The organism is Curtobacterium sp. NPDC087082 (assembly GCF_044745045.1).
GTDB lineage: Bacteria > Actinomycetota > Actinomycetes > Actinomycetales > Microbacteriaceae > Curtobacterium.
Genome location: NZ_JBIUZN010000003.1, coordinates 268,849 through 281,250, shown reverse-complemented (window position 1 = coordinate 281,250; position 12,402 = coordinate 268,849). Strand labels below are relative to the sequence as shown.

Sequence of the window (12,402 nt, the reverse complement as noted above, 5' to 3'; positions counted from 1 at the left end):
ACCCACACCCCTTCCCACCACAGCACCACGAGACCCGCACCACGAACGGAGCCTCCATGCGCACCACCTCCCGCCTCGGCGTCGCCACCGCCGCCCTCGCCGCCACCGCCATCGCCCTCACCGGCTGCGCGGCGGGGTCGTCCGGCAGCACCGGGACGACCGCCGCGACCTCGTCGACCGCCTCCGGGCCGAAGGTCGACCTCGCCGGCGCGTGCCCCGCGACCGTCGTCGTCCAGACCGACTGGAACCCCGAGGGCGAGCACGGCCACCTCTACCAGATGCTCGGCCCGAACCCGGTGATCGACTCCTCCGGCAAGACCGTCACCGGCGACCTCTACGCCAACGGCAAGAGCACGGGCGTCAAGCTCGAGATCCGTGCCGGCGGCCCGGCGATCGGCTACACCAAGGTCGCGTCGCAGATGTACCAGGACAAGGACATCACCCTCGGGTACATGTCCACGGACGAGCAGGTGCAGTTCTCCGGCAACCTGCCCACCACGGCGGTGTTCGCCGAGAACGACCAGTCCCCGATGTCGATCATGTGGGACCCGAAGACGTACCCGGAGGTCGACAGCATCAAGGGCCTCGGCAAGGCCCTCGAGAAGGACGGCGGCGTCGTCCGCTACTTCAACGGTGCCGCGTACATGACCTACCTGGAGCAGTCCGGGATCCTGCCGAAGAAGGTCCTCGACGGCAGCTACGACGGCACCCCGTCGAAGTTCGTGTCCGCAGGCGGCAAGGACGCCCAGCAGGGCTTCGCGACCGCCGAGCCGTACATCTACCAGAACCAGGTCGCGGCCTGGGGCAAGAAGGTCGACTACGCGCTCGTCTCGAGCACGGGGTGGAACCCCTACCCCGAGGCGATGTCGGTCCGCACCGGTGACCTGGAGAAGCTCGAGCCGTGCCTGCAGAAGCTCGTGCCGGTCATGCAGCAGGCCGACGTGGACTACCTGAAGTCCCCGGGCGCCACGAACGACCTCATCACGAAGCTCGTGCAGCAGTACAACAACGGCTGGACCTACGACTCGAAGGTCGGCGCGTTCGCCGCGGCCCAGATGGTGAAGCTCGGCCTGGCGAAGGACACCGACGGCTACATCGGGTCGATGGACGAACAGCGCATGCAGGACTTCATCGCCAAGGCGACGCCCGTCTTCGCCGGCACCGGTGACGTCAAGAGCGGCCTGAAGCCCTCCGACCTGTACACGAACGAGTTCCTCGACAAGTCCATCGGTCTGGGTTCCTGACACCGGTCGGCTCCCGTCGAACGGGAGCCGACCAACAAGCGGACGGGAGGCGCGGTGCCACGCCGCCCCGCGCCTCCCGTCCGTCGTCCCCGCACCACCCACCCACCAGGAGTGAGCATGACCACCGTCACCCCCACCTCCGTCGAGGCGCTGCGCGCCGAGCTCGTCGCACTGCTCGGTGAGCGCGGCGTGAGCGCCGACGAGCGCACGCGGGCCCGCGCCTCCGTCGACGAGGCCACCATGAGTCCCATCCTCAGCGAGCAGCTGCCCCTCGGCCTCGCCGACCTCGTCGCGTCGCCGGCAAGCGCCGACGACATCGCCGCCACCCTGCAGGCCGCGGTCCGGCACGGCGTCCCCGTCACCACCCGCGGGAAGGGCACCGGCAACTACGGCCAGGGCATCCCGCTGCACGGCGGCCTGGTCCTCGACACGTCGCGGGCACGCGCCGTCGTCGAGGTCGGCGACGGCTGGATCACCGCCGAGGCCGGCGCGTCCATGGTCGCCCTGGAGCAGGCGGCCGCCGCCACGGGCCAGCAGCTCTGGATGTACCCGTCCACCGCCCAGTCGACCATCGGCGGCTTCCTGTCCGGTGGTTCCGGCGGGACCGGGTCGATCGCGCACGGGTCGAACTGGCAGGGCTTCGTCACGGCGCTCGACGTCGCGCTCCCCGGCGCCGACGAACTGCTGCACGTCGAGGGTGACGAGGCGCAGCCGTTCGTGCACACCTACGGCACCGCCGGCGTCATCGCCCGCGCCACCGTCCGGCTCGAGCCGCTGCAGGAGTGGCGAGCCGTCTACGCGGCGTTCCCCACCTTCGAGGACGCGCTCGTCGCCGTCCGCACGCTGCGCGGACTCGACCCGGTGCCGCGGCTCGTCAGCGCCGACCGTGCCGAGATCGCCGCGACGCTGCCGTCCGACCTGGCCATCCCGGACGACCGGGCGAGCCTGCGAGCGATCATCGACGACGTCGTGCTCGACGAGGCGCGGGCACGCATCGAGGCCGCCGGCGGTGAGGTCCTGGACGTCCGCGAGGGCCTGCAGCAGACCACGAAGGTGTCGATGCTGTCGTACAACCACCCGATCTGGTGGCTGAAGCGGAACACGAGCGACACCGAGTACTTCCACGTCGAGGTCGGCGGCGAGGCGCTCATCGACCGGATCGCCGAGGTCGAGGCCGTCTACCCCGGCGGCAGGCTCCACATCGAGGCCGCGCACGTCGGACCGATCGGGATGCTCACCGCGCCGTACACCGGGGCCGAGGACGTCTACGCCGGCTACCCGGCGCTCCGCGAACTCGGCGTCCGGGTGCACAGCCCGCACCAGTACTACGTCGACCACGGCGTCGAGGAGCTCGTGGCGCTGAAGCAGCGCACCGACCCCGCGGGGCTGCTCAACCCCGGGCACGTCATCGACCCGTCGCTCGTGGTCAGCGGTGGCTCCACCGCGTCCGCGCAGCCCGTCGTCCCGGGATTCGGCAAGTGAGCGCCGGAGTGAGTACGGTCCGCTCGCGTCGGCTCGCGGAACTGTCCGGTCCGGCCGTCGCGGCGGGCTTCGGGCCGGACACGATCGTCGTGCAGCCCACCGGCGCCGTCGAGCACCACGGCCCGCACCTGCCGCTCCTGACCGACCACCTGCTCGCCGAGCACATCGGCGGGGCGGCGGTCGAGCAGGCGGCCGCGGAGGGGCTGGACGTCTGGCAGCTCCCGACGCTGTCGTTCACGAAGTCCGACGAGCACAGCTGGGCGCCCGGCACGGTGTGGCTCGACAGCGACACGATGTTCGACACCGCCGTGCAGATCGGTCGCGCGGTCGCCCTCACCGGTGCCGGCACCCTGGTGTTCGCCAACGGGCACGGCGGCAACGTCGCCCTGCTGCAGGTCGCCCTGCGTGAGATCCGGAAGCGCTACGGGTTGAAGACCTTCCTCATGCCGACCCTCGCCCGTGTCCCCGGCCCGGACGGCGAGGACGCGGACGAGCTCGGGCTGGGGATCCACGGCGGCGCCGCGGAGACGTCGATGATCCTGCACCTGCGCCCGGACCTGGTCGACATGTCGCTCGCGGAGCGATGGGTGCCGGAGCACATCGCCGGCTTCGAGAAGATCGCCTTCAACGGCGGCCCGGTGTCGTTCGGGTGGTTGTCCGACGACTTCGGGACCCCCGGGGTCGTCGGCGACGCCAGCCGGGCGACGGCGTCGTACGGTGCCGTCCTCTGGGAGCACTCCGTCGCCGAGGCCGTGGCGTCGCTGCACGAGATCGCACGGTTCGACCCGGCGGTGAGCCGTCCTGCGGTGGCCCGCCCCGCCGACGCTGCGGTCTCGTGACCGTGCCGCGAGGGGTCGACGATGAGCCCGTGCCGACGGACCCGTTGACCCTCGCGGCATCGTGGCTCCCCGCCGCGGCAGACGCCCCGGGTCCGACCATGACCCTCTCCACCGTCGGGCTCGACGGCTACCCCGACGCCCGGACGGTCCTGCTCTCCCTGTTCGACGGGGAGCGCCTGCACTTCCACACCGACTCGCGCAGCCGCAAGGCCGCCGAACTCGCGGCGGTGCCCCGTGCCGCGGTGACCCTGCACTGGCCCGAGGCCGCGCGACAGCTCGTCGTGGTCGGTGACGTGGCGCCCGTCTCCGACCACGAGGCCCGTGCGGCCTACGCGGCCAGGACGCGGTACCTGCAGGTGCTCGCCTGGGTCAACGACCACGCGTCCGCTGCGGACACACCGGCCCGGCGCCGCGAGGCCTGGGCGGCGTTCGGCCGCGAACGGGCCGGCACGGACCTCGAGCCGCCGAGCACGTGGGCGGGGTTCGCACTCACACCGGTGCGGATGGTGTTCTGGCGCGGGGCGACGGACGCGGCGAGCAACCGGCTCGCCTACCACCGGCGCCCGGACGGGTCGTGGTCGCGGGAGTCCTGGCCGGGGTGACCGCGCGACGGACCGCCGGAGGCTCGTGCGGTCCTAGTGTGGTGCTGTGTCGAAGGTGCTGATCACCGGGATGTCGGGAACCGGGAAGTCGTCCGCGCTGATCGAGCTCGCCACGCGCGGCTACCGGGTCGTGGACACCGATGATCCCGGGTGGCGCGAGTACCGGGCGCTGCCGGATCCACCCGACGAAGCGCACCAGGGCGAGTGGATGTGGGTCGAGGCGAAGATCTCCGGGCTCCTCGACGCGGCGGAAGACCGGTCGCTCTTCGTCCAGGGGTGCGTCCGGAACCAGTCCGAGTTCTACGACCGGTTCGATGCGATCGTGCTCCTGAGCGCTCCGCTCGAGGTGATGCTCGATCGGGTCGCGCGCCGTACGACGAACCCCTACGGGAAGACCGCGCTCGAGCGCCGCATGATCGAGGCGGATCTCGTCGAGGTGGAGCCGCTCCTCCGCGCCGGATGCACGCACGAACTCGACGCGGCTCGACCGCTGCACGAGGTGGTGTCCGACCTGATCGCCATCGCGTCGTCCGCGAGCGCGTCCGGCTGAGGAACGTCGCCGGTCAGCGCGACGCCGCCTCCGGCACCGTTCCACCCCACCCGTTGAACCCGCCGAACACGACCTTCACCGGAACGGCCTGCGCCCGGTCGGTCACGTACCGGTACACGCCGCCCGGACGGCCGAGCCACAGGGAACCCGCCGGCGTCGTGGTCGTCGCCGTCGTCCGGAGCTCGACCACGTACTGCCCGGAGGGGATCTGGAACTGGGCCGTCTGCTCGTCGTCGAGCAGCGTCGAGAACCGGGTCGAGAACGACGCTCCGCTCGTCGCCTCCGTCACCACGACGCGCGCGCCACTGAGCTGCGGCGACGGGGTGCGGGACGCCGTGCTCGCGAAGACGGCCAGGTCGTAGTCGCTGTGCGCGTAGTGCTGCGACAACGTCACCTGCGACGCCGGGAGCGTCCCCCGCTGCTGGTAGACCCGCGTCTTCCACACGGCGGGCGACGCCGTGCCACTGGCGTACGCCTCGATGCGGTACTGACCGGTGCTCAACCCGAGGAACCGGTACCGTCCCGCGCTGTCCGAGGTCGTCCGGAACACCTGCGAGGTGTCCTCGTTCCACGCGTACATCAGCCGTCCGGCAGCGGGACCCGAGGGGCCGACCACCCCACCCTGCACGGTGGCGCCACGGACGAGCGGCACGGTCACCGCGACCGTCGTGCCACCGCGGACCGCGATGTCCGAACGGAGTCCGGGGGCGTAGGTGTCCGTTCCGTGCGGCGGGAGTTGCCGTGTGGTCACCGTCACGGTGTCCGGGGCGGGAATGCCGGCGAACGTCGCGGTGCCGTCGACGTCGGTGGTGGCGGTCCCGACGACGGCGTCGGTGCCGATCGCGGCGAGTTCGACGTCCGCCAGCCGGATCGGGGTGCCGTCCGGCGTCGCGAGCTGCACGGCGATCGTGCCCGACCCGGCCGCGTTCGCCGGCGGCGCCACACCGATCAGCGCGGCCGCTGCCAGCGCCACGATGAGTGTCGTCCCGATGATCTGTCGCATCGCGTTCCCCGATCGCCCGCCTGTCGCGTGTGCGGTGGACTGTACGCGTCCTGCGCGCGGTGGGGACGCACAGGAGGCGCGGTGCGGGTCCGACCCGCACCGCGCCCAGCGTGACGGTCGCGTCGAGAGCCGCACCGCGCCTCCTGGACCGCCAGCGTCGCTCAGCCGAGCGCGGCCGTGTCCGGCGACCCCGTCGCGAGCGCGCTGCGCACCGACCCCCACGACACGAGCCGCTCGCGGATGGCTTCGTCCTGCTCGACCTCGAGCGCCGTGGCGTGGGCCTGCTCGAGGACCTCGTCGATGACGATGCGCCGCCCGGTGCGGGCGGACGCGATCGCGGCGTCCACCATCGTGAGGCTCATCACGTTGCCGTGCACCTCGCCGTCGGGGCGCTCGCCGGAGCGGACCGCACGGACGAAGGACGCGAGGGCACCGGCGATCTCGTTGCCGACGCTCGGGGCCGCGTCCGGTGCGCCCGGCGCGCCGTCGAGGTCGCTCCACGGGTCGTGGTCGCCGTCCCACAGCGCCGTGCCCGCGGGTCCGGAGGCGCGCCAGTCGCCGTTCCACGAGGTCTCGGCACCCGGTGCGCACCACGAGCCGTCGTACACGTAGCGGACGTCGTCCTCGAACGTGAAGACCGCGGCGGCCGCGGCGTCGCCCCGGTACCAGGACCACGACGGGTTCCACGACTCGCAGTACACCGACATCGGGTCCCGCTCGAGCACGTAGCGCGCGGAGTCGAACGCGTGGATCGCCATGTCGAGCAGGAGGACGTCGTCCATCTCCTCGCGGAAGCCGCCGAAGTGCGGGGCCTTGGCGAAGCGCGTGCTCAGCCCGCCGACGCCGCCGAGCCCACGGACGTGCTGCCGGAAGGCGACGAGGTGGTCGTTGTACCGCCGGGACTGCGACACCATGAACAGCTTGCCGGTGGCCTCGGCGGCGGCCGCGAGCGACAGTGCCTCGGCGACCGTCTGCGCCGCGGGCTTCTCGCCCAGGACGGGGAGTCCGGCGCGGAGGGCCTCGAGCGTGACGGGGTGGTGCGCGACCGGGACGGTGATGTCGAGGACGGCCTCGGCACCGGTCTCGGTGGCGAGGGCGGTGAGGTCGGTGCCGACGGGGATCGTCGGGTCGCCGGCGACCGCGGCTCCGGCCCGGGCGGCGTCGAGGTCGAGGTCGACGATGCCGACCAGCTCGACGTCAGGGTCGGCCGCGACGGTGGCGAGCCAGGCGCGGCCCATGCCGCCGGCGCCGACCTGCACGACGCGGAGGGTCATGCCTGTGCCCCTTCGTGCTCCTCGACCGGTGCGTCGTCGAACGGGCCGCGGTAGTGCTGGCCGTCGAAGTACTCGCCGAGGTCGTACCGGCGCAGCGTCGGGATCTCCCGCTCACGCTCCGGCCGCGCCCACTCGGTGGCGTTCGCGATCACGCGTCGGACGTCCTTGTGGTGGTACACGGGGAAGTCCTGGTCGCCGGGGGAGAAGTAGAAGATCTTCCCGAGGCCGCGGCGGTAGGTCATGCCGCTCCGGAACACCTCGCCGCCGGTGAAGCCCGAGATGAACACGAGCTCGTCGGGGGTCGGGACGTCGAAGTACTCGCCGTACATCTCCTGTTCGGGGATGACGATCGGGTTCGGGACGCCGCGCGTGATGGGGTGCTGCGGGTTCACGGTCCAGACGAGCTCCTGGTCGTGCTCGCTGCGCCACCGGAGCGTGCAGGTCGTGCCCATCAGCTTCCCGAAGATCTTCGACCAGTGGCCGGAGTGCAGCACGACGAGGCCCATGCCGGACAGGACGTGCTTGTGCACGCGGTCGACGACGGCGTCGTCCACGTCCTGGTGTGCGGCGTGGCCCCACCAGGTGAGGACGTCGGTCTGGGCGAGGACCTCGTCGGTGAGGCCGTGCTCGGGCTCCTGCATCGTGGCGGTGCGGACGACGGCGTCCGGGAGGTTCTCGCGGATGCCGTCGGCGATGGCGCCGTGCATGCCGTCGGGGTACCGCTCGGCGACGTGCTGCTCGACCTGCTCGTGGACGTTCTCGCCCCAGACGGTGATGCGCAGCGGGGTGGTGGTCATGGTGTGCCTTTCTGGCTGGGGTTCGTGGTCGTCGCCGGCCGCCCGGCGTGGGCTGCCGTCACTTGACGGCGCCGCCGAGTGCGCCGGCGGAGATGTACCGCTGGGCGACGATGAGCAGCACGGCCGCCGGCAGCGACGCGAGGACCGACGTCGCCATGACGGGCCCCCAGTCGGTGACGTTCGAACCGATGTAGTTGTAGATGCCGAGCGTGATCGGCCGGACCGCGGTCGTCGACGTCAGGGTGAGCGCGATGAGGAAGTCACCCCAGGCGCCGAGGAACGTGAAGAGCGCCGCCGTGACGATGGCGTTCCGGCTGATGGGCAGGACGATCGAGACGAACGCCCGGAAGTCGTTCGCCCCGTCGACGAGCGCGGCCTCGACCAGGCTCGGCGGGATCGACTCCATGAACGCACGCATGAGCAGCACGGCGAACGGCACCTGGACCGCACTGTCGGCCAGGATCAGCCCGATGTAGCTGTTCAGCAGCCCGACGTTGTTGAACAGCGTGTAGAGCGCGTTCGCGATGACGATCGCCGGGATCATCTGCGTGATGAGCAGCACGAGCAGGAACACCCGGGTGCCGCGCATCTTGAACCGAGCCAGCCCGTAGGCGGCCGGGGTCGCGATCGCCAGGGTCAGCACGACGGTGCCGAGGCCGATGATCATGCTCGACAGGAAGTTCTGCCCCTGCTGGGCGAACGCCGTCTCGTACCCGCGGAAGGTGGGGGAGAACGGGAACCAGGTCGCGGTGGCGGCCCCGGACGTGGCCTGCAGGCTCGTGTTCACCATCCAGTAGACGGGGAACACCATGATCGCGAGGAACACGCAGCCGAGGATCGTGAGCGGGATGCCCTTGACGCCGCGCTTCGGTCCGGGGACCCGTGCACTGCGCTTCGTGGTGATCGCCCGGGTGGCGGTGACGGTCTGGTTCGCGAGTCCGACGCTCATTCGTCGACCGCCTTCCTGGAGATCGCGATGTAGACCATCGCGAAGACGAACGAGACGACGATGAGCACGTTGCTCACGGCGGCTCCGATGCCGAACTGGAAGTTGATGAAGGACTGGTGGTAGGCGTTCGTGGCCAGGGTCTGCGTGGAGTTCGCCGGGCCGCCACCGGTGAGGCCGAGGATGATGTCCACGACCTTCAGCGTGTAGACGACCCCGAGCACGATCACGACGCTCACCACGCTCCGGATGCTCGGCCAGGTGATGTACCAGAACGCCTTGAAGCCCGTGGCGCCGTCGAGCGCGCCGGCCTCGTAGAGCTCCGGCGGCACGGACTGCAGTCCGCTGTAGAGGATCGTCGTGTTGAAGGGGATGCCGAGCCAGACGTTCACGCCGATGACGGCGATGAGGGCGAGGCTCGGGCTGACCAGCCACGGCACCGGTGCGATGCCGACCACGCCGAGGAGCTGGTTGAGCGCGCCGCTGTCCTGGTCGAGGAGCCACTTCCAGACCGCGCTGGACGCGATCAGCGGGAGCAGCCACGGCAGGAGGAGGAGTCCGCGCAGGAACCCCGACAGCGGGAAGTGCCGCCGGAAGAACAGTGCGAGGGCGAGGCCGATCACGAACTGCAGGATGATCGAGCCGGCGGTGAACAGCGCGGTGTTCACGACGCTCGTCGCGAAGACCGAGCTCTGGAACACCTGGATGTAGTTGCCGAGCCCGACCCACGGGGCCTCGCCCGTGAAGAAGGTCTTGGTCGTGTAGTCCTGGAAGGACATGATGATGTTCTTCACGACCGGGTAGCCGAAGAACACGGCCACGAAGAGTGCGGCCGGGATGACGAAGAGCCATCGGGTGATCCCGATGCGCATGCGCGCGCGGCGCTGGCCGGGTCGTGGTGGTGGGACGGACGCCTGGGTCCGTGGTCGGGTCTCTGTCGTGGCGCTCATGCCGGAACCGCTCCTTCCGAGGGTGGGGAGGGAGCCGGCCGGGTGGCCGGCTCCCTCGTGCACTACTGGCTCTGGGACTGCGCCTGCTCGAGCGCTGCCTCGGGGTCGGCCTTGCCCGTCAGGGCGAGCTGGACGGCGGTGTAGATCTTCGTCGCGGCCTTGGGCCAGTCCGGTCCGAGCTCACCGGTGCGGGCCCGGGCGGTCTTCACGGTCGTGACGAACGAGGCCACCTGCGGGTGGTCGGACGCCCATGCGGCGCCGGCCTCGAGGTTCGTCGGCACGTTGCCGCTCACCTCGGCGAGGGCCTTCTGCGTCTTCTCCGAGTGGAGGCACCCGACGAACTTGGCGGCGAGCTGCATCTTGTCCTTGTCGCCGGTCTGCGGGACGGTGAACGCCTCGCCGCCGAGCGGTGCGACGGTCTCCGAGCCGGTGCGGGTCGGGATCGGCACGCTGTCGAACTCGAGGCCCTTCTTCGCGTTCAGGGCGGGCAGCTGCCACGGGCCGTTGATCATCATCGCGGCCTTGCCGGCGAGGAACTGGCTGTTCACGTCGGCCTGGGCCCAGTTGATCGAGCTCTTCGACATCGAGCCGTCGTTCTGCAGGTCCTCGACGAGCTGCAGGGCCTGCGCGGCCTCGGGCGTCGCGATGTCCTTCTCGTCACCGCCGTTCGACCAGAAGAACGGCAGGAACTGCCAGGTGCCCTCGTAGGTGTTGATGTTGCTCATCGCGAAGCCGTACGTGGACCCGGAGGTGAGCTTCTTCGCGGCGGCCTTCAGCTCGTCCCAGGTCTTGGGGGGCTGCACGCCGGCGTCCGCCAGCAGCTTCTTGTTGTAGTAGAGCGCGATGGAGTTCGTGTTCGACTGCAGGCCGTAGAGCTTGCCCTTGTAGGTGCTCGCCGCCTTCACGCCGGGGACGTCGCCCTCGGCGCTGAGGCCGTAGTCGCTGAGGTCGGAGAGCGCCCCGGAGGCCGCGATCTGCTGCACGTCGGGGTTGTCGAGCATGAGCACGTCGGGCAGGGTCCGCGAGGATGCCTGCTGCAGCACCTTCGAGATCAGACCGGCACCGGCGACGTGGTTGATCGTGACCGTCGCGTCGACCTCCTTCGCGCACTGCTTGTACACGGGGTTGTAGGTCGCGTCGTAGTAGTCCTCGATCGTCAGGGCCTTGCTCCCGCCGGACGAGGCCGATCCGGAACCGGAGCACCCGGTGAGGACCAGGGGGATCGTGGCGAGCACGGCGACCGCGCCGACGAGGGCGCGGGTCCGGCGCGACGGGGAGGGGAATCTTTGCTTCATTGCAGAGCTCTTCTCTTGACGGATGCAGGGGGCAGGCGCGCAACCACGAATCCGCTGACGTCATCGTCGCTGTGTTCCTTGGGGCGAGAAGCTAACAGAAAAGCGCTTCACCTGTAAAGCGCTTTTTTCGCATCCCGGACGGTAGGCTGAGCGGCATGGCCACGATGCAGCAGGTCGCCGATCGGGCGGGTGTGTCGATCGCCACCGTGTCCTTCGTCGTGAACGGCACGAAGTACGTCACCCCCGCGACGACCGCCCGCGTGCAGGCGGCGATGCGCGAGCTGAAGTTCCGCGGCAACGTCGTCGCACGGGCGCTCGCGAGCCGCCGCACCCGGATCATCGCGCTGCTGTTCCCGACCACCGGCAACCGCTTCAGCCCGACCACCTCGCAGTTCTTCATGAGCGCTGCCGAGCGGGCGTCCGAGCGCGGCTACCACCTCGTGCTCTGGCCGGTCGACCCCGCCGGCGACGACCTCGACGACCTCGTCTCCGGGGGGCTCGTGGACGGTGTGATCCTCATGGAGGTGCGGATGGACGACCCCCGCGTCGCCGTCCTCACCGCGCTCGACGTCCCGTTCACGCTCATCGGCCGCACCCGGGACAGCAGTGGTCTGCCGTTCGTCGACATCGACTTCGAGACCACGATCGAGTCGAGCATCGACCACCTGCAGTCCCTCGGGCACCGGCGGTTCGCGCTCGTGCTCGAGGACCTCGAGGGCACGCCGATGGCCGGCTACGCGCCGCACCTCCGCGCCGAGGCCACCTTCCGGCAGGTGACGGCCACGCGGGGACTCGGCGGCACCGTGGTCACCGCGGGTCCGGGGAGCGACGGCGGACGTGCCGCGGCGAGCGAGATGCTCGCGCTCGACCCCGGCGTGACCGCCGTGCTCGTGATGAAGGACGACTCCTCCGCCGGGCTGCTCGTCGGCCTGTACGCGGCCGGGCGCCGGGTACCGGAGGACGTCTCGGTGCTCAGCATCGCCTCGTCCGAGGCCAACGCCGACCAGCACTACCCGCGGCTGTCGACGATGGTGGCTCCGGGGCGCGAGCTCGGGACCCGTGCGGCGGACGCGCTCATCGACCAGCTCGACGGGAAGTCCGACGAGCTGCCGCACTTCCTGCTGCCGTGCACACTCCGCACGGCCGAGTCGACGGCGCCCGCGCCCGCCTGACCGGCGCGCAGGGCGCGCGGGGCGCTCGCCGAGTCTCGCCCGGGCGGACACGTTCGCGGCTCCGACACCGCGAATGTATCCGCATGGCCGAGTCTCGGGGCGTCGCCGCGCGCGGACGCGACCACCCGACGGACGGGAGGCGCGGGTCGGCCCCGCACCGCGCCTCCCGTCCGCCGCACCCACCGGGCACCCAGGGTGCGTTGGTTGTGTGGACGTACAGGTTCGCACCAGGGGACGTCGAGGAGGAC

Annotated in this window: 12 protein-coding genes; 6 read left to right on the top strand and 6 right to left on the bottom strand. The window is 70.9% G+C overall.

The annotated features are described in order from the left end of the window. The first annotated feature begins 56 nt into the window (after positions 1 to 56). The 5 genes from ACIPEP_RS10350 (at position 57) to ACIPEP_RS10330 (ending at position 4,717) form a co-directional block, all read left to right on the top strand. The gene (locus tag ACIPEP_RS10350) at positions 57 to 1,244 is read left to right on the top strand and encodes an ABC transporter substrate-binding protein (protein ID WP_402717197.1); all 1,188 of its coding nucleotides are present in this window, start codon (positions 57 to 59) and stop codon (positions 1,242 to 1,244) included. 117 nt (positions 1,245 to 1,361) lie between these two features. Continuing rightward, positions 1,362 to 2,726, top strand: coding sequence for an FAD-binding oxidoreductase (locus tag ACIPEP_RS10345; protein WP_402717196.1), 1,365 nt, complete (start codon positions 1,362 to 1,364; stop codon positions 2,724 to 2,726). Beyond that, positions 2,723 to 3,565 (top strand): creatininase family protein, encoded by an 843-nt coding sequence (locus ACIPEP_RS10340; RefSeq protein ID WP_083295043.1) that lies wholly within the window; start codon positions 2,723 to 2,725, stop codon positions 3,563 to 3,565. Before ACIPEP_RS10345 ends, ACIPEP_RS10340 begins: the two co-directional genes overlap by 4 nt. 98 nt (positions 3,566 to 3,663) lie before the next feature. Next, positions 3,664 to 4,167, top strand: coding sequence for a pyridoxamine 5'-phosphate oxidase family protein (locus ACIPEP_RS10335; RefSeq protein ID WP_083414033.1), 504 nt, complete (start codon positions 3,664 to 3,666; stop codon positions 4,165 to 4,167). A 46-nt stretch (positions 4,168 to 4,213) separates the two neighbouring features. Next, a complete protein-coding gene (locus ACIPEP_RS10330) occupies positions 4,214 to 4,717 on the top strand; it encodes an AAA family ATPase (RefSeq protein ID WP_402717195.1) in 504 nt (167 codons plus the stop codon). A gap of 13 nt (positions 4,718 to 4,730) precedes the next feature. Here the strand turns inward: ACIPEP_RS10330 and ACIPEP_RS10325 are convergent, their stop codons facing one another. The 6 genes from ACIPEP_RS10325 to ACIPEP_RS10300 all read right to left on the bottom strand — a co-directional run bounded on the left by ACIPEP_RS10325 (position 4,731) and on the right by ACIPEP_RS10300 (position 10,982). Then, a complete protein-coding gene (locus tag ACIPEP_RS10325) occupies positions 4,731 to 5,720 on the bottom strand; it encodes a carboxypeptidase-like regulatory domain-containing protein (RefSeq protein WP_402717194.1) in 990 nt (329 codons plus the stop codon). Positions 5,721 to 5,881: 161 nt separating this feature from the next. Continuing rightward, a complete protein-coding gene (locus tag ACIPEP_RS10320; RefSeq protein ID WP_402717193.1) occupies positions 5,882 to 6,994 on the bottom strand; it encodes a Gfo/Idh/MocA family protein in 1,113 nt (370 codons plus the stop codon). Further along, entirely contained in the window at positions 6,991 to 7,791 is an 801-nt protein-coding gene (locus ACIPEP_RS10315; RefSeq protein ID WP_070416827.1) for a ThuA domain-containing protein, read from the bottom strand. Before ACIPEP_RS10315 ends, ACIPEP_RS10320 begins: the two co-directional genes overlap by 4 nt. A 58-nt stretch (positions 7,792 to 7,849) precedes the next feature. Continuing rightward, positions 7,850 to 8,740: a carbohydrate ABC transporter permease gene (locus ACIPEP_RS10310; RefSeq protein ID WP_071295289.1), complete on the bottom strand. Its 891-nt coding sequence runs from the start codon at positions 8,738 to 8,740 to the stop codon at positions 7,850 to 7,852. Further along, the gene (locus ACIPEP_RS10305; protein ID WP_402717192.1) at positions 8,737 to 9,687 is read right to left on the bottom strand and encodes a carbohydrate ABC transporter permease; all 951 of its coding nucleotides are present in this window, start codon (positions 9,685 to 9,687) and stop codon (positions 8,737 to 8,739) included. The genes ACIPEP_RS10310 and ACIPEP_RS10305 overlap by 4 nt, the downstream gene beginning before the upstream one ends. 62 nt (positions 9,688 to 9,749) lie before the next feature. Next, on the bottom strand, positions 9,750 to 10,982 hold the full coding sequence (locus ACIPEP_RS10300; RefSeq protein WP_070416824.1) for a sugar ABC transporter substrate-binding protein: 1,233 nt from the start codon (positions 10,980 to 10,982) through the stop codon (positions 9,750 to 9,752). A gap of 155 nt (positions 10,983 to 11,137) precedes the next feature. Between ACIPEP_RS10300 and ACIPEP_RS10295 the strand changes: the two genes are divergently transcribed. After that, positions 11,138 to 12,154, top strand: coding sequence for a LacI family DNA-binding transcriptional regulator (locus ACIPEP_RS10295; RefSeq protein ID WP_175495966.1), 1,017 nt, complete (start codon positions 11,138 to 11,140; stop codon positions 12,152 to 12,154). The last annotated feature ends 248 nt before the right edge of the window (positions 12,155 to 12,402 follow it).

What these genes read in the sequence shown, in the direction of transcription:
- ACIPEP_RS10325 (WP_402717194.1), bottom strand. Translation starts at nt 5,720, where the DNA reads ATGCGACAGATCATCGGGACGACACTCATCGTGGCGCTGGCAGCGGCC.
- ACIPEP_RS10345 (WP_402717196.1), top strand. Translation starts at nt 1,362, where the DNA reads ATGACCACCGTCACCCCCACCTCCGTCGAGGCGCTGCGCGCCGAGCTC.
- ACIPEP_RS10305 (WP_402717192.1), bottom strand. Translation starts at nt 9,687, where the DNA reads ATGAGCGCCACGACAGAGACCCGACCACGGACCCAGGCGTCCGTCCCA.
- ACIPEP_RS10335 (WP_083414033.1), top strand. Translation starts at nt 3,664, where the DNA reads ATGACCCTCTCCACCGTCGGGCTCGACGGCTACCCCGACGCCCGGACG.
- ACIPEP_RS10300 (WP_070416824.1), bottom strand. Translation starts at nt 10,982, where the DNA reads ATGAAGCAAAGATTCCCCTCCCCGTCGCGCCGGACCCGCGCCCTCGTC.
- ACIPEP_RS10310 (WP_071295289.1), bottom strand. Translation starts at nt 8,740, where the DNA reads ATGAGCGTCGGACTCGCGAACCAGACCGTCACCGCCACCCGGGCGATC.
- ACIPEP_RS10350 (WP_402717197.1), top strand. Translation starts at nt 57, where the DNA reads ATGCGCACCACCTCCCGCCTCGGCGTCGCCACCGCCGCCCTCGCCGCC.
- ACIPEP_RS10320 (WP_402717193.1), bottom strand. Translation starts at nt 6,994, where the DNA reads ATGACCCTCCGCGTCGTGCAGGTCGGCGCCGGCGGCATGGGCCGCGCC.
- ACIPEP_RS10315 (WP_070416827.1), bottom strand. Translation starts at nt 7,791, where the DNA reads ATGACCACCACCCCGCTGCGCATCACCGTCTGGGGCGAGAACGTCCAC.
- ACIPEP_RS10295 (WP_175495966.1), top strand. Translation starts at nt 11,138, where the DNA reads ATGGCCACGATGCAGCAGGTCGCCGATCGGGCGGGTGTGTCGATCGCC.